Genomic DNA, 23794 nt, shown 5'->3' on the forward strand with positions numbered 1-23794 from the left:
GGTCGAGGCATCAGGATCCGTTCCATGGATCCCGTGATGACACAGATAGCGCAGGCACAAGAATTGGCGAGCTCCGGCGATCGAGCCGGGGCTCGCTCTGCGTTCGAGAAGGTGTGGGAAGAGATCAGCGCCGCCCCCGATGCGCTCCACATCGTCTCCCTCGCGCACTACATGGCCGACGTTCAAGACGATCCGGCTCAAGAGCTCTGCTGGGACCTGCGCGCCCTCGACGCTGCAGATTCGTTGACCGACGCGCGAGCCCAGGACCACCACGCATCGCTGCAGGTCGCCGGTTTCTATCCATCGCTGCACCTCATCCTGGCTGCCGACTACCGCAAACTCGGACGCGACGCCGAGGCCGTCGAGCATCTGACGAAGGCCGAGGCGTCGGTCGGCACACTCGCCGACGACGGTTACGGCCGGATGATCAGGGGCGCTATCGAGCGACTGCGGGCAGAATTGATCCGTGACCACTAGTTCCGCCCTCTTGACGATCGGCGAGATGTCCAGGGCGTCGGCGCTCCCGATCAGCGCGCTGCGGTTCTACGACAAGGAAGGCGTGCTCGTCCCGCATTCCGTCGATCCGCACACCGGTTACCGCTGGTACACCGACGACCAACTCCGCGACGCACGCGTGATCGCCGGTATGCGGCGCGTCGGTGTTCCGATCCGCGACATGATGGCCGTCCTGACCGGACCGGAACCCCATTCGTGCCTCGACGCCCATCTGCGCAACCTCGAGGACGGTCTCGCCGACGCCCGGGCCGAACTGGGACGAATCCACCGCCTGATCGACGCGCTACCTATCTCCGGCGGCGTGGACATCGACTCGTGGGATCTACGACGCGCACTCGACGCCGTGCTGTTCGCCGTGAACGAGGAATCGGAGTTCCCGATACTTCGCGGCGTCCACCTCGACATTCACGACGGCGTCGCTGCGTTTGTCACCACTGATCAGTTCCGGCTCGCGGTCGCCGAGGTGACAGTTCACTCCGCTCTGACGGTGTCCGCTGTCGTTCCCGTCACCTTCGCGCGATTGTTGCGCGACGTCGCCGGCGTCGTGACGCTGACTTTCTCCGCGCGCACGGTGACTGCGTCGTATCCGGGAGGTGAGGTGTCCAGCCCCCTGATCGAGGACGGAGAGTTCCCCGATCACCGAATCCTGCGCGAGCACCACAACGCCGTCGAACTGAGCGGCGACCACCTTGCCGCCCTGCTCAACGGCACCGAGGACAGTGCCGTCGTCAGCGTCGGCGAAGACGGTGGTGCCCGGGTGGATCCGGGCGGAACGGATCCCCGTGAGAAGTTCCGAGTACTGGTCGACCGGCAGCGACTGCGCGACGCCGCCGCAGCCCAACCGGGGCGGCAACTGGTGATCCGAGTAAGCGGTGCGACGCTCCCGCTGGCGATACGCACCGGCGACTGTGTCGGGTACTACTCGTACTTGATGCCACTACAGCCTGTAGGAGAGAAGGCGTTCACGTAATCTATGGATGCTCTACCACCCCGTACTGTCAGTGCGACCAGCAGAAGACCTACCGAGTAGTTAGAGGAGCCTGTGGCACGCCGACCCACACCCCCCGGAACCCCGCAACCCACCGGGATCGGACATATCGTCGATCTGGTTCGCCATGCGATTCCGCCACTTCATCCCGCCGGCCTGCCGTTCGTGCTGGCCCCGCTGGGAGTTGCAGCTCTGGGCCGCAACCGTAAGTGGGTGCGCCGAGCCGGTCTGACCACCGCCGCCGCATGCGCCACGTTCTTCCGTCACCCGCACCGGGTGCCGCCCAACCGCATCGGCGTCGTCGTCGCACCCGCCGACGGCGAGGTGGCGTTGGTCGACAACGCCGTTCCGCCCGCCGAGCTCAATCTCGGAAGCGAGCCGCGCCCGCGCGTCAGCATCTTCCTGTCGGTTCTCGACGTGCATGTCCAGCGCAGCCCTGTCGGTGGAACGGTCAAAGAGGTCGTTCACCAGGCAGGCAAGTTCCTCTCCGCAGATCTCGCCGACGCCAGCGAGGTCAACGAGCGCAACAGCATGCTGATCGAAACCGCTGATGGTCACGACGTTGCGGTTGTCCAGATCGCGGGACTGCTCGCGCGCCGCATCGTCTGCTACGCCGGTGTCGGTGACGTCCTGCCGATCGGCGACACGTACGGACTGATCCGTTTCGGCTCACGCGTCGACACGTACTTCCCCGCCGGAACCACACTCCTGGTCGAGCCGGGACAACGCACGATCGGTGCTGAAACAGTTATCGCGCAACTGCCGTGAAGACGCCGAAGATGAAGTCAGCCGTGAAGAAGCCGGGAGCAGCCCAACCCGGCGCGAAGATGCCCAAACGCACCCAGGCGGTGCGGTTGCTGCCGTCCGTCATCACCATCCTGGCGCTGTGCGCCGGGCTGTCCGCCGTCAAATTCGCTCTCGACGGACAACCCGGTACCTCGCTCGCGATGATCGGCGCCGCTGCCGTCCTCGATTCACTCGACGGCCGCATCGCGCGACTGCTCGACGCCACCAGCAAGATCGGCGCCGAACTCGACTCACTGGCCGACTCCATCTCCTTCGGCGTCGCCCCGGCCCTGGTCCTGTACGTGACCTTGCTGGACGGCACCAGCATCGGCTGGATCATCGCGTTGATCTACGCGGTCAGCATCGTGTTGCGACTCGCCCGTTTCAACACTCTGCTCGACGACGACGACGTCCCCGCGTACGCACGTGAGTACTTCGTCGGCGTGCCGGCTCCGGCCGGCGCACTCATCGCCCTCACTCCCCTGGCCGCGACGGCTCAGTGGGGTGACGGCTGGTGGTCTTCGCACTTCGTCGTCATCGTGTGGACGCTCTTCTCGGCTGCACTGATCGTCAGCCGCATCCCGACGCTGGCGATGAAGTCGGTATCCGTGCCGCCGCACATGGCGGCCGGCCTGCTCGTCCTGGTGACGTTGGCTGCAGCCGCACTCATCACCTACCCGTACATCCTGCTGATCGTTCTCATCGCGATCTACCTGGTGCACATCCCGTTTGCCGTGCACTCGAAGCGGTGGGTGGCAGCACGTCCCGAAACCTGGGACATCAAGCCTTCCGAACGCCGCGCGATCCGACGCCAACCCAACGTCGGTGGCCGCCGCTCGGCCGCTCGTCTCGGATTGCGGCGACCCCGCTAGTCCACGACGTACTCTCGAGAGGTGACTTCGCCGGAACTCGCCCTCACCGTTCGACTCAACACCTCTGCCGCCGACCTACGCCGCGGGGTCGTGCGCTTGCACCCCGAAGCGTTGGCGGCGTTGGGCATCCGCGAATGGGATGCCATCGCACTCATGGGAGCCCGCGGCACCGCGACCGTCGCGGGCCGTGCGCCCACCGGAACCCCGGCAGGCACGATCCTTCTCGACGACGTCACCATGTCGAACGTCGGCCTGACCGAGAACTCTTCCGTCGTGGTCGGTCCGGTGACGGTGTACGGAGCGCGATCCGTCTCCGTCACCGGCTCGTCCATGGCGACAAATTCGATCAGCTCGACGGTTCTGCGACAAGCCCTTCTGGGCAAGGTCGTCAGCGTCGGCGACACGGTCTCGCTCCTCCCCCGCGATCTCGGTCCGGGTACGAGCACTTCCGAAGCCACCCAAGCGCTTTCCCGTACCTTCGGCGTCGCGTGGACATCCGAACTGCTCACCGTCACGGCCGTCGAACCTGCCGGTGGTCCGGTCAGCGTCCAGCCGAATTCGGCAGTCAACTGGGGTTCCGGCTCGGCGGGCACACTGACACCGAGTGCGCTTGTTTCCAGTCCGGCCGCCGTCGCAATCGAGCCTGCACCGTCGGTTCCGCTGGATCACCTCGTCGGCGCGCAGGCGCAGGCAGCCAAGCTGACCGAGTGGCTCGGCCTGGCACTCGACGAACCAGAACTGCTCCGTACGCTCGGCGCCTCACCGCACCTCGGCGTCCTCATCACGGGCCCCGCCGGCGTGGGCAAAGCCACGTTGGCCCGCTCGGCCCTGTCCTCGCGCAAACTTGTCGAACTCGACGGCCCGGGAGTCGGTGCCACCGAGGCGAATACCCGCCTGCAGCGAATCGTCGACGCCGTTGCTGCCGTGCGCGGCGGTGGTGTACTGCTGATCAGTGACATCGACGCTCTGCTTCCGGCCACCGCGGAACCGGTGTCCGCACTGATCCTCGAACAACTGCGCAGCGCCGTCGCAACCCCGGGCGTGGCATTCGTCGCGACCTCCGCCCATCCGGAGACCGTCGACGCGCGCCTTCGCGGCCAGGATCTCTGCGATCGAGAACTCGCACTTACCCTGCCGGACGGCGCAACCCGCAAGGCGTTGCTCGAACTCCTGCTCCGCCGCGTGCCCACCGGAACCCTCGAACTCGACGCCATCGCCTCGCGCGCACCGGGATTCGTGGTCGCCGACCTCGCGGCGCTCTGCCGTGAAGCTGCCTTGCGAGCGGCGACGCGGGCGTCCAAATCCGGTGATTCTCCGGAGATCACGCAGGAAGATCTTGTCGGTGCCCTCGAAGTGATTCGGCCACTGTCTCGTTCGAGTACCGAAGAACTGTCGATCGGCAGCGTCACCCTCGACGACGTCGGCGACATGGTCGAAACCAAACAGGCGCTCACCGAGGCGGTGTTGTGGCCGCTGCAGCACCCCGACTCCTTCGCGCGCCTCGGTGTCGACCCACCCCGCGGCGTGCTCCTCTACGGCCCTCCTGGCTGCGGCAAGACGTATCTCGTTCGTGCCCTTGCCAGCTCGGGGCACCTCAGCGTTCATGCCGTGAAAGGCGCAGAGCTGATGGACAAGTGGGTCGGCGCCTCCGAAAAGGCCGTAAGAGAGTTGTTCCAGCGCGCACGCGATTCGGCGCCCTCGTTGATCTTCCTCGACGAAATCGACGCCCTTGCCCCGCGTCGTGGTCAAAGTTCCGACTCCGGGGTGTCGGATCGCGTCGTAGCCGCGTTGCTGACCGAACTCGACGGCGTCGAACCGCTACGCGACGTCGTGGTGTTGGGCGCCACCAACCGACCGGATCTGATCGACCCGGCTCTTCTGCGCCCCGGCAGACTCGAACGTCTCGTATTCGTACCGCCGCCGGATGCGGAGGCCCGCAAAGCGATTCTGCGTGCTTCCGGCAAGTCGGTACCGCTCGCCGAAGATGTCGATTTGGACATTCTGGCCGTCGATCTCGAGGGATACTCGGCAGCAGACTGCTCGGCTCTCCTGCGTGAGGCTGCACTCGCCGCCATGCGTCGGAGCATGGACGCGGCCGACGTGACGGCCGCGGACGTGGCAACCGCCCGTGAGAAGGTACGTCCCTCACTCGATCCCGAGCAGGTGGCACACCTGCAGGCGTACGCGGACAACCGATAAGGACTGACCATGGCTGCTGATCTGGTTCTGTACGGCGACATCGTGACCATGCACGAGGAAGCACCACGCGCCCAGGCGCTCGCCGTGACGGGCGGCCGGATCACAGCCGTCGGCGCGCGCACGGACGTCGAGGAACTGGTGGGGCCGGATACCCGCGTCGTCGACGTCGGAGGTGCCACTGTTCTGCCGGGGTTCATCGAGCCACACGGTCACCCTTTGGAAGAAGCCATCGTGCTCGGGCCTGACGTCGTCGACATCCGGCCTGTCACGATCGCCGAGGCGGACGCCGTAGTTGCTGCCGTCGTCGACACTGTTCGTTCGCGAGGCGCTGCCGGCGCTTCTTTGAACGGTTGGGACCCGTTGCTGCAGAAGGGCCTACCCGTCCCGACCATCGACTGGCTGGACTCCGTAGCGCCGGAGTACCCCCTCGTGATCATGCACAACTCGGGACACGTCGCGTATTTCAACACGGCGGCAGCAGTGCAGGCCGGCATCACCCGCGATACCCCCGATCCGATCGGCGGATCGTACGGCCACGACGCGACGGGCGCACTCGACGGAGCCGCGTACGAAATGCCTGCGGTGTTCGCAGTCGCGGGCCACGCAGTCACTATCGGTGACGACTTCCCCGCACTGGTGGCGGCCGAATGCGCCCGGCTGAACGCCGCCGGAATCACCACCATCGCCGAATTGTCGTTCGACCCCAAGATGCGGCCCGCCCTGGCAGCGATAGCCGACGCCGGACTGCTCACCACCCGCCTGCGGCTCTACGAGATGTCCAACGACGCACGCACTACCGAGGCGTCACCGGGCGACGGAAACGACCTGGTGCGCCAGATCGGCATCAAGGTCTGGTCCGACGGTTCACCGTGGGTCGGTAACATCGCCACCAGCTTCCCGTATCTCGATACCGAAGCCACCCGCGCGCTCGGGATCGCCTGCACGCACGGGCACGCCAACTACACCGGCGAACAGATCCACGACATCAGTTCCGCCTACTTCGCCAAAGGGTGGCAGATGGCGTGCCACGCCCACGGTGACGACGCGATCACCATGGTTCTCGACGCGTGGGAGCAACTTCTGAAGGAGCACCCCCGGCCCGATCACCGGTTGCGTCTCGAACACGTCGGCGCGATGCGTCCGGATCAGTTCGTCCGCGCGGCGGAACTGGGCGTCACGGTCAGCATCTTCATCGACCACCTGCACTACTGGGGTGACGTTCTGGTGGATGACCTGTTCGGCCCCGAATACGGATCCGTCTGGGCCGCAGCAGGTTCTGCGCTGGCAGCCGGGCAACGGTTCACCTTCCACAACGACGGTCCCGTCACCCCCGCCAATCCGCTACGGAATATGCAGGACGCCGTCACCAGACTTTCGCCCAGCGGCCGCGTCGTCGCACCCCAGGAACGGATCCCCGTGGACGCAGCTGTGCGCGCCCATACGGTCAACGCCGCTTGGCAGCTGTTCAGCGAAGATCACATCGGGTCCATCTTTCCCGGCGCCTACGCGGATCTTGTTGTGCTGTCGGCAAATCCCCTCGACGTCGAGCCGACCAGGCTGGCCGACATCACGGTGCTCGCCACCATCCTGGAGGGCCGGACGGTGTACGGAGACCTGAGCGCGATCGGCTGATCGGTCGCCGAACGCCGTGGACAAAGGCCGTAAACCCTCTCTGCTCGATTTCCAAGGATCGTTGCGAAACCGGAGACGGCGCAAGTGGTCTCAGGGTTCAGTGCGGATGTCGTCAACGACCTGAGCAATCGCATGTTTCGCCCAGGCCGTGATCTGCTCGTTCGTGTCGCGGTAGTACGGCAAGGCAACCAATGCAATCGACAGAGCCCATGCGCGGCCACGCGTCCAAGTTCCCTCGTCCACGTCAACATGAAGCCGGAATGTATGCCGAGTGCTCGGCGTCAGCAGAGTCCATGCAATGAGGCAGTCGATTGCCTGCCGCAAATCGAATGAAGATCCGAAAAGTCCCAAAAATCGGAATTGTCGAAAATTATTGCATAGGAACAGTTTTCGAGATCCAAGTCTTGTGTTCGAAACTTTGTTCGATTAAACTTTGGGCATGGACAGTCGGGGAGCGTGGCAGCTGGATGGCGAGGGCCTCAAGGGTGAGGTTCTGGATCTGGTGCGCACCCGACACGAGTTGCAGTCGCGGATGGTGTTGCTGATCGTGGAGATGTTTTCCCGGGAGGTTCTCGGCGGGAAGGGTTTTCGGGCGATCGCGCAATGGTTGCACGGTTCGACGAATCTGGAGATCGGTGAGTGCAGTCTGCTGGTCGGGTTGGCGCGGTTGTTGATGCTCGAACCTGTTGTCGCGGATGCGTTTCATCGTGGTGACGTGGATGCGTTGAAAGCCCGTCAGGTGGCGTCGTTTTGTCAGCATCCGCCCAAGAACATGACGCCGGCGGATGTGGACAAGGCCCGCGGGATCCTGCTTGGCCTGGCGTCGCAGAACATCGCTGATTGTGATGCGGTGCGGGCGGCGATCCGCCGAATCGAGAAGCAGTACGGCAAACGCGAGGACGGTGTTCCGGTGGGTGAGGATTCGGAGCGTAACGAGTTCTACGCCTCGAAAGGCCTGTACGGCAGAGTAACTGTGAAGGGCGAACTGGATGCTGTGAACGGGGCCCGGTTGATCACGTTGCTGTCGAGCCTGTCGGCTCCGACACCGGAAAAAGACGGCGTGAAGGACACCCGCACGCCTGCATTACGGCGTGCGGACGGGTTTTGCGAGTTGTTGCGCCGGTACGAGCGGGCGGGGTTGGGTCCGATCGAAGGCGGAGTGAAACCGCACATCACGGTGACCGCGTCGGCAAAAGATATGACGGACCTTAAAGTTCTGAAAGAACTGTTGCCGTCCACCGAGGAACTGGGTTTCGCGTGGGCGGATTGGGTAGGTCCGATCAGTATCGATACCGCGCGGATGTTGGCGTGCGACTGCACCGTGACGCGGATTTTGTTGGATGAGAATGGTGTTCCGCTCGACTGCGGTAAGGAAGCGAGAACAGCGACGGTGCCGCAGAGGCGGGCGTTGGCGGTTCGTGATGGTGGGTGTGCGTTTCCGGGGTGCGGAACGCCGTCGGGGTGGTGCGATGCTCATCATATTGTTCACTGGAACGATGGTGGCCCAACAGATCTCGACAATCTGATCTTGTTGTGCGGTCATCATCATCGGACGATGCACCACACCGAATGGCGGGTGGAGATCGGGCCGGATCGGAAAACAGTGTTCTATCCACCGATGTCGATCGATCCGTATCAGCAGCCGATCGGCGGGAACAGCCCACCGACAGCAGCCTGAAGTGAAACAACTCGAGACGTGAGCACCGGGGCACGATCATGCCCCGGTGCTCATGCTGCGTTCCGTCATCTTCGCGGAGACGTACGGCCTACCAGCGGTTCCGAACCTCCTCGGCAAATCCGAGGAGATCTCGAACCACCACGGAGGTACCGTCGTCGAGGATCACTGTGCCGGAGAACTTTCCGAACACCTGATGCTGAATCGAACGCAGCACCCCGACGTCGAAAGTCGCGGCACGGTCGATGATCGGCTCGAAAGTCATCTCGAAGCGACCATCGTTGCTCGAGAAGTTCCACGGAGCGCCGTCGTACGTTCCCTGCGGGATGCCGAAGTCGATCCTGTCCAGCTTGTGTGCCCGCCCTCCGACAAACACGATGTTCTCGCTGGCCGCCGTAGTATCGCCGAAGCCGTACCCGATGTTGAATCCGAACCGCTCGCCGTTCACCAGTCCGGATGCAGAACCCCAGTACCAGGTGTTGTCGTAAGTCCAGACTCCCCTGCCCCAATCGAGAACGCCGAACGAGTCCTCCGAGCGAAATGTGAAGTCGTCGCTCCCGATTCGCACGGTCCCGGCAGCGGGCAGGCAGTTGATCTTCTGGTTGTAGTAAAACGATCGGGACGCCTTCGGAAACGGTGTGGCGATCACCATCCGGTCATCGGCAGGAGTCGCCAGGAACAAATCGGCATGAAGACCTCGTCCACCGTCGAAAGCCGGGTAGTCGACGATCAGGTGGCGCCCACCGTCCACATGGCGAAACTCGAAGCGAGCTTTACCTTTCGACACCACCACATCACCGTCGTCCGCGCTTTCGGGCAGGCCGAGCCTTCCCATCGGGAACGGCAGCATCACGTTTTCGGTAATCTCGTGTGGTGTTCGGAAATCGAGCCAGGAGACTCCGAGCAAGCCCATGTACCCATTGTCGGCGACGGTCAACGCGATGCCGTAATCCGCAGTAAGAACGCAGTAGTAGTCCCACTCCTTGATCCGGAACTTCGGAGCGGCGATCGCAGAGCGTCGATACTTGCGAATCTCCGATGGGGCCCAACCCGTCTCGACCAAATGTCCGCCATCGTCGAGAAGCGGGCCGGGCGACATCAGTGTCTGCATTCTTACTTCCAGCGTCCCAAGATCTCGTTCGCACGGTTGGCCAATGCCATCTGGAAGAACGGACCGAAGCTCACACGTGCCACTCCGAGCGGACCGAAACTTGCCGGGTCGTCCTGATCCGGGATTCCGATCGCATTGATCGGAAGTGGGAGCTCGGACGTCAGGCGGCGCTGGGTCGCGTCGTCATGCCGCCCGACGGGGTAAAGAACGTCGGCGCCGGCGTCGGCCGCCAGCTTGAGGCGTGCGATGGCGCGATCGACGCGATCGGACTCGTCACCGACCTGCTTCACGAACAGGTCGGTGCGCGCGTTGACGACAACGTGAACTCCGGCTGCGTCGGCGGCCTGACGAAGCCCACCCACGAAGTCGGCGTGCTCCTGGGCCTCACGCAAGCGTCCGCCTTCACTGTGAACGGTGTCCTCGATGTTGAGTCCGACAGCGCCGGCATCGATCAACCCGTCGATGAGAACTGCCGGCTCGAGCCCGTAACCACCCTCGATGTCCACCGAGATCGGGGCGTCGACCGCACCGGTGATCTGCTTGATCCGGTGCAGAAGTTCGTCGAAGGTGATGCCCTCGTTGTCCGGCTTGCCGATGGAATCGGAAACCGGATGACTGCCTACCGTCAGGGCTGCAAAACCGGCAGCCACCGCAAGATTCGCCGACCACGCGTCCCACACCGTCGGGAGAATGACCGGATTACCTGGCTGGTGCAACGCCAGTAGAGCAGTTGCCTTGTCGTTGATCGAAGTCATGCGGTGGCTCCTCGAGATCGTGGGGTGTACCTCTCACCTACCGACTCTAGTGAGCGACCGGGCAGCCTGTGCTCTTGTAATCGACCTGGAACTCCTTGATGCCGTTGATCCAACCCGAGCGCAGACGGCGCGGATCACCGATCTTGGTGATGTCCGGGACGTTGTCGGCGATCGCGTTGAACATCAAGTCGATCTCCATACGAGCGAGGTTGGCACCGATGCAGAAGTGCGCGCCCGTTCCGCCGAAGCCCAAGTGCGGATTGGGGTTACGAGTGATGTCGAACGTCATCGGGTTCTCGAACACGTCCTCGTCGAAGTTCGCGGAGCTGTACAGCATCACCACGCGCTGCCCCTTCTTGATCGACACTCCTGCCAATTCCGTGTCCTCGAGCGCGGTGCGCTGGAAGGCGGTGACGGGTGTCGCCCAACGGACGATCTCGTCGGCCGTCGTCTTGGGACGTTCCTTCTTGTACAGCTCCCACTGCTCGGGGTTGTCCAGGAACGCGATCATTCCGTGCGTGATGGCGTTGCGAGTGGTCTCGTTCCCTGCGACCGCCAGGATGAGCACGAAGAACCCGAACTCCTCCGGGCTCAAGGAGTCGCCGTCGATGTCGGCCTGGACCAGAGTGGTGACGATGTCGTCTGCCGGGCAGGTACGACGTGCGTCTGCCATTTGGTACGCGTATCCGAGGACCTCGGTGGACGCGACTGCCGGATCACCCTGATATTCCGGGTCGTCGTAGCCCATCATCTCGTTGGACCACTTGAACAGCTTGTCCCGATCGTCCTGCGGTACACCGATCAGATCCGCGATCGCCTGGAGCGGCAGCTCGCTGGCAACCTGCTTCACGAAGTCGCCCGGGCCTTCGCTCACAGCGGTGTCGACGATGCTCCGTGCACGACGATCCAATTCGTCGCGCATGCCGTTGATCGCGCGAGGCGTGAACAGCTTCGAAATCAGCTTGCGGAGCTTGGTGTGCTCCGGTGCATCCTTGTTGAGCAGAAGATGCCGGAGCATCTCGACGGCCTCACGTGGCATGTCGTCGGCGAAACGCGCGATCGCGGTGTTCTCCCAGCTCGAGAACACATCGCTGCGCTGGCTGACCTCTTTGACGTCAGCGTGACGCGAGACCACCCAGTAGCCCTCGTCCTGGAATCCACCGACCGTCGGCGGCTGCTCACACCACCACACGGGTGCGTTGCGACGCAGTTCGGCGAATTCCTCGAAAGGGATCCGCTCCCCGAGGACAGCAGGATCGGTGACGTCGAATCCGGCCGGCAGGTCAGGCGTGCGTGTTGTGTCCGAGATGGTCATGGCGTCCTCTGATCGGTCGAATGTGCGCTACACCACAGAGTAGCTTTCACTAACGGACTGTCAAGTGAAAGACGGAGAGTCTCGTGCAACTGACCCGTGAGAGCCCCCGCGGCACTAGGATCCTGGTAATGACAGATACCTCCGGCAGACTGACGCTGCGAGAGAAGCAGAAGCAGCGAACCCGCGCAGACCTCGTGGATGCCGCCGGCGCGCTCTTCACCGAACGCGGATACGCGGCTGTCACCGTCGAGGACATCGCCGGCCGGGTCGGTTGCAGCCGAGCCACCTTCTACCTGCACTTTCCCGGAAAGATCGACATCCTCAAGGCGCTCGGCTCGAACACCGTCGTATCCAGCACCCTCGCCATATTCCAGGATCTCGACCACGTACTCGATTCCGGTTCGCGCGAAGAATTCGCCGGCTGGATCAACCGCGCTCTCGACTGGTGCCGCGATCACCACCACATGATGCGGGCGTGGGACGAGGCCATGGTCCTCGAACCCGAGTTCCGCACACTGGCGCGCGAAGGCATCTCTGCACTGCCCAACGCGATGCCGTCGTACCTCGCCCGTTGGCCGCAGAGCCGACACGACGAGGCGAAACTCCGGGTCGAACTCCTGCTGACACAGGTCGAGCGCTTCTTCATTCGCTGGGCGGAACAGGGCGCGATCACCGCGGGTGCGGACGTCGCAGCAGACGTTCTCACCGACATCTGGTTTCCGGCACTCACGCCGCCCACGACCGATGTCGCGGCGCCGCGATAGGTTGGCCCGATGCCACTCGATCTTCGAGCGATCCTCACCACCGTCGCTGCGCTCCTGTCCGGGATACTCGCGGCGCTGGCCCTGACCAATCCCGTTCTTCGCGACTGGGCCATCGTGGCCTCTCCGTCGGAAGTAGATCGCTGGATCAGCAGTGGACCCACCGCTGTCGGGCTCGGCGCCGTGGTTGCCGTGCTTGCCTGCGCACTCTCACAGCGTCGCGGCTCCCGTCGGGCAGCCTGGATCGCGATCACCGTCGGGGTCGCCGTCATCGCGATCATTCGGGCAGTCGTGCCCGAGGTTGCGTCACTGGACCTGCTGATCGCCGTGATCATCGTCAAAAGTGTTGCAGCCGGTGCGATTCTGGGTTGTGTGGTTGCCGTCAGTTGGGATCGCACCGCCACGAAGAACGCCACCCTCCTCGGCGTGCTTGCCGCCTTCCTCGCGGTTCGCACGTTCGCCGGCGGGACGGGCCGGATGAGTACGTCTTCGGTAGGTGAGCCGTCGTGGTGGCTGATCGGCGCCACGGCCGCAGCAGCAATCGCCTGTGCAGTGACCGCGCAATCCGGCTTCCGGATCCGCAAGCCCGACGCGGGCGAAATCCGCATCGCGCTCGTGGTGATCGCCGCGCTGGCGATCGGGCATCGAGTGCTCGGCGCCGTGATCGATCGCCAGCAGTACGCGTCCGAGGCAACTGCCTGGATCGTCATGGTCTTGGCAGCGGGCGCTGCGCTCGCGTTGACATGGATCGCCGCCTACCGTCTCGGCGACACCTCCGGTGCTGGTGGCAAGTTCCTCTGGGCCGCAACCGCTCTGGCCGCTGCGTCGGCTCCGCTGTTCGTCGACATCGCGAAGGGCTCCGGCCACTGGGGAGACCTGAAGTCCCCCTGGGTACTGGTGCTTTTCGCAGCCCTGCCGGTCGCCGTCGGATTGCGACTGCACAAGCAGGTGCCAAACCTCGTTCCCATCGCCGTTCTCGTTGCGGTACCGCTGTCAGAACTACTGCCCTTCGACTCCGCGCACGGTGTCTGGTCAATCGCACTGAAGATCGCCTCGCTGGGTCTCGCCGCCGGATTGCTGTTCGGTGCCCTGGCTCCCGGCAGCCTGGTCGACGCCACACTCGGACTCGCCATTCCCTTTGCCGCAATGACCTTCTCGTCGATCGCTGTTCTCACCGATCAGCTCGCTTTCCCACCGATGATGACGTCGATATACATCCAAGGCCAGCTCGATATCGATGCGGTCTCTCCCCACGGCGACGGAGGATTATTCGGACGCGGCGTCGGAATCACCGTCGACTACGTCACCCCTCAGACCGTCGGCACTGCAATCCTCTTCGCCTTGATCATCGGCTTCTGCGGTGCAGCGATCCTCCGACGGTCCCATCCACCCGTCGACACCACGGAATCTCGGATCGAACCGGAGCCAGTCGACTGACACACCGTCACCGGACTGAGACCTGCTATTGCGGTGCAACTGGTACCGGATTGACTATTTTGGAGCAGTGCCCATCGCCCGCAGGACGCTGCTCGTCGCGCTGAGTGGTGTGACGGCATTCGTCGTCACCGTCGTCGCCTTGGCACCGTTCGTGAACAGCCAGTCGACGTCGATTTCGACGGGCGACCGATTCTGGTCCATCTCGACCATCGGCGCCGGCGTCTTGGCTGTCGTCGCGGTCGGGACAGCCGCGATGATGGCCCGCTGCCGGTTGCGGACCGCGGCCATGACGGTCTTCGGTGGACTCCTACTCGAACTGCCCGGGCTCTACGATCACAACTTCGAGGCACTTTCACCCGTCGGTGCGGGAGTCGCTGTCGGCGCGGTCACGGTTGCTGCCGCTCCCCGGGTCCGAGCCGCTTCCGTCGCGGGAACGATTGTTGCCGTGCATGTCTCGGATTCACTCCTCGACGAAGACGCTATTCCTCGGCGGTACGCGGACTACATCGCCGACAACACCAACCAGTTTCAACCACCAGTGTTGGGGGCAACACTGCTCGCGCTCGCTTTGGCCGCCGCCTGCGTCGCCGCGTTCTGGTTCCACGACTTCGACAAGGACCACCCCAAGGAACGGATGGCCGTTCGACCGGTGACTATCGCGGCGGTGCTCACTCTCTTCGGGGTCGCTGCGAATTGGTGGTTCGAGATCACCACCGTCACGGCGGCGGTGCCTCTACTACTCGTCGCGCTGGTGATCACGGTGATCTGCGCGCGGGTGCTGGGCGACGGCAGTCGTATCCTGCTGATGTGTACCGCTGCCGTCGCAACTCTGGCGGCGGTCTCGGCGAACCGTCCCGCAACCGAAGCTATGGAATGGTCGAAAACCCCCGCCTCGACCGCCGTCGTGATCGGACTCGTCATCGTCGCCGCGGCAGCGATCGGCGCGATCGCTCCCTCGCGGGTCGTCGGCTACGGATTGCTCCTGACGGTCACGGTCGCCGGGATCGTCAGCTACGCCACGTCGCCGTCGCCGAAGATCGGTGACGTTCTCACGATCAGCGATCTTCTTGTCGCCTTGACCGCTGCGGTCGTCACGTACGCGATCGCCAGCGCGATGTACCGAGAGCCACCGCGGACCGGAGCGTCGCGAGCACTCGTCGGACTCGGTGTCATCTTCGGCCCGACGGCGCTGGCCCTGCTCGTCTATCCGCAGTTCGACTACGGATGGACGGCGTACACGCCGCTCGACGAGAACAAGCCCTTCAACGGCATCACGACGGTCGGCCCGTTCGAAATCTCGACCGACATTCTGATACTCGACGCCGTGGCGTTGATCATCGTGGCCGTCTGCGCCTACGTGAGTCTCCGATTGGGGCGGATCAATCGATCCGTTCCTCCGCCGATCAGTCGATCAGATCCATCGACGCCAGGCGATGGAACACTTTGAGCGATCCGGGCGCCACCTCGTCCATCGCTGCGTACTCGGCGAGCGTGAAGTAGCGGAACTCGGCGATCTCGCTGGTCGGGCGCGGGTCTCCGGCCATCTCCGCCAGATAGCAACTCATGTGCAGGCCCGTGTCCGCGGAATGTCCGAAAGCGTGAGCCTCGAAGACGTCGAGGAACGTGACCGTCCCGTCGACCAGATCGACGTCGAGTTCCTCCCGAATTTCGCGGTGCAACGCCTGCTCGGGCGTCTCACCCGGGTCGATCTTTCCGCCGGCCATGTAGAACGCGGTCTTGCCCACGGAGCGGGTCTGGATCAGCTTGCGGTCACGAATGTGTGCAAGGGCGGCGGTACGGATGATCGTGGTGGGTGTCGACGAATTCACGTCGTCCAACCTACGTGTATCAGCGAGTGCCGATGATGTCCGAATCGACTCGCTGCACATCGAAACTGCCACGCCCGGTAATATGTACGCAAAGACAACCTCTCCGACAAGGTGAATTGTCTCGTTGATCCGATAGGTTCGATTTTGTTCGGACACCCCGCCGCCCGCTGACAACACGACGGAGTGCCTTTTGCTCGCTATCTTGCTTGCCCATGCCGTTGCCGCCCTCTTGGCTCCGCTTGTGGTGCGCAGGTTAGGGCGAAACGGCTTCTTCCCCCTCGCGATAGTCCCCCTCGCCGGCCTCGGCTGGGTCATCGACAAATGGGGCACCGTCGAGACGCTGCACATCACCTGGGTTCCAGGGCTGTCGATGGACATCGACTTCAGGTTCGACGCGCTTTCGGCCATCATGGCCGTGCTCGTCCTGGGTGTCGGCACGCTCATCCTGGTCTACTGCGCCCGCTACTTCACCGACGACGAACCTCGACTCGGTATCTTCGCCGCCGAGATGGTCGCCTTCGCGGGTGCCATGTTCGGGCTAGTGACCAGCGACAACATGCTGCTTCTCTACGTGTTCTGGGAACTGACAACGGTCCTGTCGTTCCTGCTCGTGGGTCACTACGCCGAACGCGCCACCAGCCGCCGCGCCGCGACCCAGGCACTGCTGGTCACCACCGCGGGTGGTCTGGCGATGTTGGTCGGCATGATCATCCTCGGCCAGGTCGGCGGCAGCTACAACCTGTCCGAACTGGTCGCGAACCCGCCGACGGGGTGGCTCCCGTCCGTCGCGATCGTCCTGATCCTGATCGGTGCGCTCTCCAAATCGGCAATCGTGCCCCTGCACTTCTGGCTTCCCGGTGCAATGGCCGCGCCAACCCCTGTCAGCGGTTATCTTCACGCTGCTGCAATGGTCAAGGCCGGTATCTACCTCGTCGCGCGCCTGGCTCCCGGGTACGCCGATTCGCCGCCGTGGCGCATCACCATCATCAGTTTGGGTCTGCTGTCGATGATCCTCGCCGGTTGGCGAGCCATGCGCGCGTACGACCTCAAACTCGTCCTCGCCTTCGGAACCGTCAGCCAACTCGGCTTCATGATGGTCCTGGTCGGCATCGGCACGCGTGACGCCGCCCTGGCCGGTATGACGATGGTCGTGGCGCACGCGATGTTCAAGGCCGCACTCTTCATGGTCGTTGGCATCATCGATCACACGACCGGTACCCGTGACCTGCGCAAACTTGCTCACCTGGGTAAAGCGGCACCCGCTCTCGCGATCATCGCGAGCCTCGCTGCCGCCAGCATGGCCGGCCTGCCACCGCTACTCGGATTCGTCGGCAAGGAAGCCGCACTCGAATCGGTGCTCGAAACGAACGCGCTCGGCCACTGGTCGTCCATCGCCGTCGTCACGGTGATCGTGTTGGGCTCGATCCTCACCGTCGGCTACAGCGTCCGCTTCATCTGGGGCGCCTTCGGACGTAAGACCCTGAGCAAGCCCAGCCCAGCCGTGAGCAAGATGCACAAGCCGGGTTGGCTGTTCCTGTTCGCGCCAGGCCTACTCGCGGTTCTCGGTCTGGCCGCCGGCATTCTCTCGCCCCAACTCGAGAAGCTGCTGACGCCGTACTCGACCACACTGGCCCCCGGACCTCACGCCGACTACCACCTCGCGCTGTGGCACGGATTCAACACTCCGCTGCTGCTCACCTGCATCGTCATCGCCGGCGGCATCGCGCTCTACATCGCGCAGCGTCAGATCAGCCGCCTGCATTTCGAGCACCCGCCGCTCGGCAACGCCGACCGTATCTACGACGCGACCCTGCGCGGCATGGACACCATCTCGATGCGCCTGACCGGTGCCACTCAGCGTGGTTCGCTCCCCCGCACACAGTCGACGATTCTCGCGACGCTGGTCGTTGTGCCGCTGTTCCTGCTGATCATCGACACCGATGGCGGCGGAGTCGACCTTCGGATGTGGGATTCACCCATCCAGTTCACGATCGCGCTGATGATGATCTCGGCCGCCATCGCCGCGACGCTGATGCGCAACCGACTCGCCAGCGTCATCCTCGTCGGACTCACCGGCTACGGCTGCGGCGTGTTGTTCGCGCTGCACGGCGCACCCGACCTCGCGCTGACCCAGTTCCTCGTCGAGACACTGACACTGGTGATCTTCGTGCTCGTGCTCCGGAAGTTCCCCGCCGAAGTCGACGAGAGCAAGGCGATCGGCTTCAAGTGGCCGCGTGCCGCACTCGCTGTCGCCGTCGGTATCACCGTCACCACCATCGCGGCCTTCGCGACCAATGCCCGAAACACTCGTCCGATCTACGAGCTGCTTCCCGACGCGGCCTACGACCTGGGCAACGGCAAGAACGTCGTCAACGTCCTGCTCGTCGACATCCGCGCATGGGACACCCTCGGTGAGATCTCGGTGCTGCTGGTAGCTGCGACGGGCGTCGCCAGCCTCGTCTTCCGCAACCGCCGGTTCGGTATCGCACCGCGAGTCGCGGACGCCCCCTCCGTCATCGTCGACAAGGCAGCGGCCAACTCGGACACGACGTGGTTGCGCGGCGGAGACCTGATCGATCCTCGACACCGTTCGTTGGTTCTCGAGGTCACCACGAGGTTGATCTTCCCGACCATCATGGTGTTGTCGATCTACTTCTTCTTCTCCGGTCACAATGCCCCCGGCGGCGGTTTCGCCGGAGGCCTGACGGCAGGCCTGGCGCTGGTACTTCGTTACCTCGCCGGTGGCCGCTACGAACTCGGTGAAGCCGTACCCATCGACGCGGGCAAGATTCTCGGCCTCGGTTTGGCGCTGGCCGCGGGCACTGCCCTGGTGTCGCTGTTCCTCGGCGCCCCGGCGCTCTCGTCCGCCGTCTTCGAGTTCACACTCCCGCTCATCGGCCACGTCAAACTGGTCACCGCACTGTTCTTCGACCTGGGCGTCTACCTCATCGTGGTCGGCCTGGTCCTGGACGTACTCCGAAGTCTCGGCGCCCGCCTCGACGCAGAAATCGAGGTGAAAGCACCATGAGCGCAAACATCGGAATGCTGATCCTGATCGGCGTCCTCACGTCGGCCGGTGTCTACCTGCTGATCGAACGAAGCATCACTCGGATGCTGCTCGGTCTACTTCTATTCGGCAACGCCATCAACCTCTTGATCCTGACCGTCGGTGGATCGGACGGGAATCCGCCCATCGTCGGCCGAGATTCGGTCCACGAGGAAATAGCGGATCCGCTCGCCCAGGGCATGATCCTGACGGCGATCGTGATCACGATGGGTATCGCCGGCTTCGTTCTGGCACTGGCGTACCGGTCTTACAAGATCAACACCGCCGACGCCGTCGAGGACGATCCCGAGGACACCAAGGTTCTCAAGCGTCGCCTGCCTGCCGACGCTCCCGACCACGACCGCTCCGACGACCCGGTCACCGGTGCCCCGAGCATCGGCGGCGACGCATTCGACAAGGACGGCAACCCTATTCCCCTCGAACAACTGGTCAACCTCGAGGACATCGAATGCTACGACGACCTCCACGACGGCGACTTCGAGGACGAACCGGTACCCGACTGGGCCACCGACCTTGCTCGTAAGAAGGAATCCGAGAAGCGGCGCAAAGACGCTCGCCAGACCAAGATCGAGGGAGGTGGAGGCGCATGACCATCTCGGACAACCTGATGGGAGCCCTTGCGCCCCTGCCCGTCTTGATCCCGATGCTGGCCGCTGCTGCGACGCTGGTCGTCGGCCGACGTCCTCGTTTCCAGCGCGTGATCACACTGATCGCGCTCGTCGGCGTCGTCGCGGTGTCGGGCTTGCTGCTCTACCTCGCCGACCGCGACGGTACGACGGCCGTTCAGGTCGGCGGCTGGGACTCCCCCATCGGCATCACACTCGTGGTCGACCGTCTCTCGGCGATGATGCTCGTGGTCTCGTCGGTGGTGTTGCTCGCCGTCATGATCTACGCGATCGGTCAGGGTATTCGCGACGGCAGCGAGGCCCAGCCGGTCTCGATCTTCCTGCCGACCTATCTCGCATTGACCGCCGGTATCTCCAACGCGTTCCTCGCCGGTGACCTCTTCAACCTGTACGTCGGATTCGAGGTTCTGCTCGCTGCGAGTTTCGTGCTCCTGACGCTCGGTGCCAGCGCCGACCGCGTCCGGGCCGGTGTCTCGTACGTGATGGTCTCGATGGTGTCCTCGCTGATCTTCCTGGCGGGCATCGCCTTCGCCTACGCGGCGACCGGCACCCTCAACATGGCCGACATGGCCCTGCGCTTCGACAACATTCCGCCGGGCACACGAACCGCCATCTTCGCTGTCCTTCTCGTGGCGTTCGGCATCAAGGCCGCGGTCTTCCCGCTGTCTGCGTGGCTACCGGACTCGTATCCGACCGCGCCCGCACCGATCACCGCCGTCTTCGCCGGGTTGCTCACCAAGGTCGGTGTGTACGCGATCATCCGCGCGCATTCACTGCTGTTCCCACAAGGGGAACTCGACAACGTACTGATGGTGTGCGGCCTGCTCACGATGGTGGTCGGCATCATGGGTGCCATCGCGCAGAGCGACATCAAACGTCTGCTCTCGTTCACACTGGTCAGCCATATCGGTTACATGATCTTCGGTATCGCACTGTCCACGACGTCCGGGCTGTCCGGCGCGATCTACTACGTCGCCCACCACATCATCGTGCAGACGACGCTCTTCCTCGTCGTGGGTCTGATCGAACGACAAGCCGGGTCGTCGTCGCTGCGCCGTCTCGGCGGTCTGGCGGCGGCCAGCCCGATCCTCGCGATCGTCTTCCTGATCCCGGCGCTGAATCTCGGCGGTATCCCGCCGTTCTCGGGCTTCATCGGCAAGGTCGCGCTCCTTCAGGCCGGTGCGGCCGACGCCAGCGCGTTGGCTTGGATCCTCGTTGCCGGCGGCACGATCACCAGCTTGCTGACGCTCTACGCCGTCGCCCGCGTGTGGACCAAGGCTTTCTGGCGAGCCCGGGCCGACGCGCCCGAAGGTGACCTCGCCGACGTCAGCCCGTCAGCGTTGATCGACGAGTCCGAAGAGGACATCGCGTTCGTCGACCGCGAGGATGTCGGCAAGATTCCGCTCTTCATGCTGATTCCGACGGTCGGACTTGTCATCGTCGGTCTGGCACTGACGGTGTTCGCGGGCCGGATCATCGACATCAGCGACAGAGCGGCGAAGGATCTGCAGGACCGGTCCATCTACATCGACGCGGTTCTCGGCAACCACCGGCCCGTGCCGGTCGACGAAGCTCCCGTCGCTGCAGACGACCCCGCAGCCGTTCCGAATACCGAGGCCCCGAACACCGACGTCCCGAATACCGAGGAGGCTCCGCGATGAAACGCGAACAGGTACTCCGCGTCGGGATCCTGCTGTGGCTGATGGTCGTATGGATCCTGTTGTGGGGCAACATCAGTTTCGGCAACATCTTCGGCGGACTCGCCGTCGGCCTGATCATCATGGTCCTGCTTCCCCTCCCCCGCGTACCGGTCGAGGGTCGGGTACATCTGCTGTCGATTCTGCGTCTGTTGTGGATGATCGTGTACTACGCGATCCAGTCGAGTATCCAGGTCGCGTGGCTGGCGATCCGTCCGTCGCCGCCGCCGGTCACCGGAGTTCTGCGGTACCAACTCGGGATCAAGTCCGACCTGGTTCTCACGCTGTGCATCGACGTTCTCAACCTGATCCCCGGCACGATGGTTCTCGAGATCGACCAGAACCGACGCATCGTCTACGTCCACGTGCTCGACGTCGGCTCGCAGAAAGCCGTCAGCGCGTTCTACCGCTCGGTGGAGGACCTCGAGCGGTTGTTCATCGCGTCGTTCGAACGTGATTCGGACTGGCAACCCAGCCCATGGCACCAGCGCGACTACGAATTCGATGCACCCCGGCAGGAGGACCAACCATGAACGGGTTCATCACCACGATCTTGATCATTTCCGGAGTGATTCTGCTGATCGCCGCCGTACTGACCACGTTCCGATTGCTCGACGGTCCGAGCTCACTCGACCGCCTCGTCGCCCTGGACACGATCATCGCGGTCTCGATGTGTGGACTCGCGGTCTGGGCCGCGTACAGCAAAGACACGACCATCGTTCCCGCGATCGTCGCGCTGGCGCTGGTCGGCTTCATCGGTTCCGTGTCCGTCGCGCGCTTCCGGGTGAGTGACCAGTGATCGGCAACATCCTCGACACGATCGGGGCCATCTCCATCTTCCTCGGCGCGCTGCTCGCGCTGACCGCCGCGGTGGGAATCGTTCGCTTCCCCGACACTCTGCGTCGTATGCACGCGGCCACGAAACCTCAGGTGGTCGGACTGATCTTGGTCCTGATGGGCGCCGTGTTCCTGCTTCGTGGGAGCGTCGACATCTGGATGTTGGTCCTGGTGGGCATCTTCACGCTGCTGACGGCGCCCGTGATCGCGCACAGCGTCGGCCGAGTCGCCTACCGCGAACAGCGCGAAGAGGACGACCTCATGAAGATCAACGAGCTGGAAGACCCGGACTCTCTCCGGTAACGGCATCCCACTCGCCGTCGCGCTCGCCCCACACCGCAAGAGGAGTGCCGGGGCGGGCGAAGAAGGTGGCGAAGTACGCCACCGACATCAGAACCAGGACAGCCATCAGCAGCGGCCCGAAGATCGCCGGGTACTCGGCCATCTGCACCGCAGCGAACCGGTACGAGAGCAACAATCCCGCCAGGAGTGCCGAGCCACCGATCAACAGACGCACTCGGAACCAACCCCAGCCGCGCTCCGGATCCCGTAGCGCCGCATCGAGGGTCAAGCACAGGACGGCACCGGCAATGAGGTCGACGCCGTAGTGGAATCCGAAGCCGAGCGTCGCGGTCAGGGTCGCAACGAGCCAGAACGATCCCAGGCTGCGAATCCACCACGGTCCGCTGCGCGAGTGGATGAACAGCGCGACTGCCCACGCGGTGTGCAGGCTCGGCATGCAGTTTCGCGGTGCGGCGTCGTCGAACGGCAGCGACGACGGTGATGCAAAGTCGAAGTTGGGCACGATGTTCGGCCAGTAGTCACCGATCTGGAATCCGAACCCACGCGGACCGAAGGCGAACACCGGGCCGACCACCGGGAACAGGACGTAGAAGATCGGGCCGATCAGCCCGATGAGCAGGAACGTGCGCAGCAGGTGATGCGACGGCCATCCCTTACGTACTTGATAGAGAGCAACCACGATCACCGCGACCGGCAGTTCGACGTAGATCCAGTCGAGGGCTGCTGCACCGACGGGGCCCATCGCGTCGACGATCTGGCCCATCACCCACGACGGATTCCCGAGAGCCTGGTCGGCGAGGAACACGTACTCGTCCCACACGTCGGTGCCGACGAGAATGGTGATCTCCAGCCACGTCTCGGCAACCTTGGCCGCGATGATGAGCAACGCGCCGAGAGCGACGCCGTGCAGAACGCTGAGTCGACGCTCGCCGGACAACTTCCACACCGCGTACACCGCGATGGCCGTCAGTACCCAGGTGCCGCCGGTGCCCATCGTCAGCGGTCCACCCGAGAACCAGCGGATCGCGCCGACGACCACGTCGATCACGACGGCCGCGGATACCGCGTAGATGCGTTCTTTGTTGTTCAGTCCGACGAGCGCGAGAGCGAGGCCCACCCAAGGCATGGTCGCGGAGCGGGGAACGAGGAAGTAGTCACCGAACAGGCTTTCCACCGGACCGAGATAGCCCTTGTACGACGCGAACGCCTGCACGCCCAGGACCAGCACGGTCAATGCTGCTGTGCCGATCAGAAGGAGTCGGTGAGAACTCGACCACGAACGGTCCGACTGTCCGGGTGCGCCCCCTCGTTGGGACCAACTGTCTATCAACACCGGACAATAGTAAACGGCGTGTGAACTGAATATGGACACCCACTGGACAAACGGT

Annotated in this window: 22 protein-coding genes; 16 read left to right on the forward strand and 6 right to left on the reverse strand. The window is 63.9% G+C overall.

Features of this window, described 5'->3' with window-relative positions; all coding sequences use genetic code 11:
* The first annotated feature begins 24 nt into the window (after nucleotides 1-24).
* The 6 genes from ASU23_RS18900 (at nucleotide 25) to ASU23_RS18925 (ending at nucleotide 6993) form a co-directional block, all read left to right on the forward strand.
* Nucleotides 25-477: a hypothetical protein gene (locus ASU23_RS18900; RefSeq protein WP_058038505.1), complete on the forward strand. Its 453-nt coding sequence runs from the start codon at nucleotides 25-27 to the stop codon at nucleotides 475-477.
* On the forward strand, nucleotides 467-1486 hold the full coding sequence (locus ASU23_RS18905; RefSeq protein WP_042450437.1) for a MerR family transcriptional regulator: 1020 nt from the start codon (nucleotides 467-469) through the stop codon (nucleotides 1484-1486). The genes ASU23_RS18900 and ASU23_RS18905 overlap by 11 nt, the downstream gene beginning before the upstream one ends.
* A 72-nt stretch (nucleotides 1487-1558) precedes the next feature.
* Nucleotides 1559-2272: a phosphatidylserine decarboxylase gene (locus ASU23_RS18910; RefSeq protein WP_003941540.1), complete on the forward strand. Its 714-nt coding sequence runs from the start codon at nucleotides 1559-1561 to the stop codon at nucleotides 2270-2272.
* 59 nt (nucleotides 2273-2331) lie between these two features.
* Nucleotides 2332-3162 (forward strand): phosphatidylcholine/phosphatidylserine synthase, encoded by an 831-nt coding sequence (locus tag ASU23_RS18915; protein WP_029254795.1) that lies wholly within the window; start codon nucleotides 2332-2334, stop codon nucleotides 3160-3162.
* A 21-nt stretch (nucleotides 3163-3183) separates the two neighbouring features.
* Complete coding sequence (locus ASU23_RS18920; protein WP_058038506.1) at nucleotides 3184-5361, forward strand: AAA family ATPase; 2178 nt, start codon at nucleotides 3184-3186, stop codon at nucleotides 5359-5361.
* A gap of 9 nt (nucleotides 5362-5370) precedes the next feature.
* Nucleotides 5371-6993: an amidohydrolase gene (locus tag ASU23_RS18925; protein ID WP_058038507.1), complete on the forward strand. Its 1623-nt coding sequence runs from the start codon at nucleotides 5371-5373 to the stop codon at nucleotides 6991-6993.
* Nucleotides 6994-7083: 90 nt separating this feature from the next.
* Here the strand turns inward: ASU23_RS18925 and ASU23_RS18930 are convergent, their stop codons facing one another.
* On the reverse strand, nucleotides 7084-7236 hold the full coding sequence (locus ASU23_RS18930; RefSeq protein WP_047268844.1) for a hypothetical protein: 153 nt from the start codon (nucleotides 7234-7236) through the stop codon (nucleotides 7084-7086).
* Between the two features lie 196 nt (nucleotides 7237-7432).
* Here ASU23_RS18930 and ASU23_RS18935 point away from each other — a divergent pair, with 196 nt between their 5' ends.
* Complete coding sequence (locus ASU23_RS18935; protein WP_058038508.1) at nucleotides 7433-8671, forward strand: HNH endonuclease signature motif containing protein; 1239 nt, start codon at nucleotides 7433-7435, stop codon at nucleotides 8669-8671.
* A gap of 88 nt (nucleotides 8672-8759) precedes the next feature.
* Here ASU23_RS18935 and ASU23_RS18940 read toward each other — a convergent pair whose 3' ends face one another.
* Genes ASU23_RS18940 through ASU23_RS18950 form a run of 3 tightly spaced genes read right to left on the reverse strand, consistent with a single transcriptional unit; the run spans nucleotide 8760 to nucleotide 11849 of the window.
* Nucleotides 8760-9779, reverse strand: a complete 1020-nt coding sequence (locus ASU23_RS18940; RefSeq protein ID WP_058038509.1) for a DUF2804 domain-containing protein — start codon at nucleotides 9777-9779, stop codon at nucleotides 8760-8762.
* Between the two features lie 2 nt (nucleotides 9780-9781).
* Nucleotides 9782-10534, reverse strand: a complete 753-nt coding sequence (locus tag ASU23_RS18945) for an isocitrate lyase/phosphoenolpyruvate mutase family protein (RefSeq protein ID WP_007730096.1) — start codon at nucleotides 10532-10534, stop codon at nucleotides 9782-9784.
* A gap of 46 nt (nucleotides 10535-10580) precedes the next feature.
* Nucleotides 10581-11849, reverse strand: coding sequence for a cytochrome P450 (locus tag ASU23_RS18950; RefSeq protein WP_003945041.1), 1269 nt, complete (start codon nucleotides 11847-11849; stop codon nucleotides 10581-10583).
* A 128-nt stretch (nucleotides 11850-11977) separates the two neighbouring features.
* Here ASU23_RS18950 and ASU23_RS18955 point away from each other — a divergent pair, with 128 nt between their 5' ends.
* The 3 genes from ASU23_RS18955 (at nucleotide 11978) to ASU23_RS18965 (ending at nucleotide 15494) form a co-directional block, all read left to right on the forward strand.
* Complete coding sequence (locus ASU23_RS18955; protein ID WP_042926208.1) at nucleotides 11978-12613, forward strand: TetR/AcrR family transcriptional regulator; 636 nt, start codon at nucleotides 11978-11980, stop codon at nucleotides 12611-12613.
* 9 nt (nucleotides 12614-12622) lie between these two features.
* Entirely contained in the window at nucleotides 12623-14047 is a 1425-nt protein-coding gene (locus ASU23_RS18960; protein ID WP_058038510.1) for a hypothetical protein, read from the forward strand.
* 67 nt (nucleotides 14048-14114) lie between these two features.
* Nucleotides 14115-15494, forward strand: a complete 1380-nt coding sequence (locus ASU23_RS18965) for a hypothetical protein (RefSeq protein ID WP_253741402.1) — start codon at nucleotides 14115-14117, stop codon at nucleotides 15492-15494.
* Here the strand turns inward: ASU23_RS18965 and ASU23_RS18970 are convergent.
* Nucleotides 15451-15876 (reverse strand): NUDIX domain-containing protein, encoded by a 426-nt coding sequence (locus ASU23_RS18970; protein WP_031331804.1) that lies wholly within the window; start codon nucleotides 15874-15876, stop codon nucleotides 15451-15453. The genes ASU23_RS18965 and ASU23_RS18970 overlap by 44 nt on opposite strands.
* Nucleotides 15877-16066: 190 nt before the next feature.
* Here ASU23_RS18970 and ASU23_RS18975 point away from each other — a divergent pair, with 190 nt between their 5' ends.
* Genes ASU23_RS18975 through mnhG form a run of 6 tightly spaced genes read left to right on the forward strand, consistent with a single transcriptional unit; the run spans nucleotide 16067 to nucleotide 22406 of the window.
* Entirely contained in the window at nucleotides 16067-18904 is a 2838-nt protein-coding gene (locus tag ASU23_RS18975) for a Na+/H+ antiporter subunit A (protein ID WP_007730104.1), read from the forward strand.
* Complete coding sequence (locus ASU23_RS18980) at nucleotides 18901-19533, forward strand: Na(+)/H(+) antiporter subunit C (RefSeq protein WP_003945054.1); 633 nt, start codon at nucleotides 18901-18903, stop codon at nucleotides 19531-19533. Before ASU23_RS18975 ends, ASU23_RS18980 begins: the two co-directional genes overlap by 4 nt.
* The gene (locus tag ASU23_RS18985) at nucleotides 19530-21230 is read left to right on the forward strand and encodes a Na+/H+ antiporter subunit D (protein WP_003945059.1); all 1701 of its coding nucleotides are present in this window, start codon (nucleotides 19530-19532) and stop codon (nucleotides 21228-21230) included. Before ASU23_RS18980 ends, ASU23_RS18985 begins: the two co-directional genes overlap by 4 nt.
* Nucleotides 21227-21799 carry a Na+/H+ antiporter subunit E gene (locus tag ASU23_RS18990; RefSeq protein WP_003945063.1) on the forward strand — a complete coding sequence of 191 codons (573 nt, stop codon included), beginning with the start codon at nucleotides 21227-21229 and terminating at the stop codon, nucleotides 21797-21799. Before ASU23_RS18985 ends, ASU23_RS18990 begins: the two co-directional genes overlap by 4 nt.
* Complete coding sequence (locus ASU23_RS18995; protein ID WP_003945061.1) at nucleotides 21796-22065, forward strand: monovalent cation/H+ antiporter complex subunit F; 270 nt, start codon at nucleotides 21796-21798, stop codon at nucleotides 22063-22065. Before ASU23_RS18990 ends, ASU23_RS18995 begins: the two co-directional genes overlap by 4 nt.
* Nucleotides 22065-22406, forward strand: coding sequence for a monovalent cation/H(+) antiporter subunit G (mnhG, locus tag ASU23_RS19000; protein WP_156423179.1), 342 nt, complete (start codon nucleotides 22065-22067; stop codon nucleotides 22404-22406). Before ASU23_RS18995 ends, mnhG begins: the two co-directional genes overlap by 1 nt.
* Here the strand turns inward: mnhG and ASU23_RS19005 are convergent.
* Entirely contained in the window at nucleotides 22372-23739 is a 1368-nt protein-coding gene (locus ASU23_RS19005) for a phosphatase PAP2 family protein (RefSeq protein WP_058038512.1), read from the reverse strand. The two genes, mnhG and ASU23_RS19005, sit on opposite strands and share 35 nt — an antisense overlap.
* Nucleotides 23740-23794 lie beyond the last annotated feature (55 nt).

Origin of the sequence: Rhodococcus sp. KB6, assembly GCF_001445685.1 — a bacterium.
In the GTDB taxonomy this organism is placed as follows: Bacteria; Actinomycetota; Actinomycetes; order Mycobacteriales; family Mycobacteriaceae; genus Rhodococcus_F; species Rhodococcus_F qingshengii.

Bases quoted from the DNA above. Each gene is read 5' to 3' on its own strand.
- ASU23_RS18900 (WP_058038505.1), top strand. From the start codon at position 25: ATGGATCCCGTGATGACACAGATAGCGCAGGCACAAGAATTGGCGAGC.
- ASU23_RS18915 (WP_029254795.1), top strand. From the start codon at position 2,332: ATGCCCAAACGCACCCAGGCGGTGCGGTTGCTGCCGTCCGTCATCACC.
- ASU23_RS18925 (WP_058038507.1), top strand. From the start codon at position 5,371: ATGGCTGCTGATCTGGTTCTGTACGGCGACATCGTGACCATGCACGAG.
- ASU23_RS18935 (WP_058038508.1), top strand. From the start codon at position 7,433: ATGGACAGTCGGGGAGCGTGGCAGCTGGATGGCGAGGGCCTCAAGGGT.
- ASU23_RS18940 (WP_058038509.1), bottom strand. From the start codon at position 9,779: ATGCAGACACTGATGTCGCCCGGCCCGCTTCTCGACGATGGCGGACAT.
- ASU23_RS18945 (WP_007730096.1), bottom strand. From the start codon at position 10,534: ATGACTTCGATCAACGACAAGGCAACTGCTCTACTGGCGTTGCACCAG.
- ASU23_RS18950 (WP_003945041.1), bottom strand. From the start codon at position 11,849: ATGACCATCTCGGACACAACACGCACGCCTGACCTGCCGGCCGGATTC.
- ASU23_RS18955 (WP_042926208.1), top strand. From the start codon at position 11,978: ATGACAGATACCTCCGGCAGACTGACGCTGCGAGAGAAGCAGAAGCAG.
- ASU23_RS18960 (WP_058038510.1), top strand. From the start codon at position 12,623: ATGCCACTCGATCTTCGAGCGATCCTCACCACCGTCGCTGCGCTCCTG.
- ASU23_RS18980 (WP_003945054.1), top strand. From the start codon at position 18,901: ATGAGCGCAAACATCGGAATGCTGATCCTGATCGGCGTCCTCACGTCG.
- ASU23_RS18985 (WP_003945059.1), top strand. From the start codon at position 19,530: ATGACCATCTCGGACAACCTGATGGGAGCCCTTGCGCCCCTGCCCGTC.
- ASU23_RS18990 (WP_003945063.1), top strand. From the start codon at position 21,227: ATGAAACGCGAACAGGTACTCCGCGTCGGGATCCTGCTGTGGCTGATG.
- ASU23_RS18995 (WP_003945061.1), top strand. From the start codon at position 21,796: ATGAACGGGTTCATCACCACGATCTTGATCATTTCCGGAGTGATTCTG.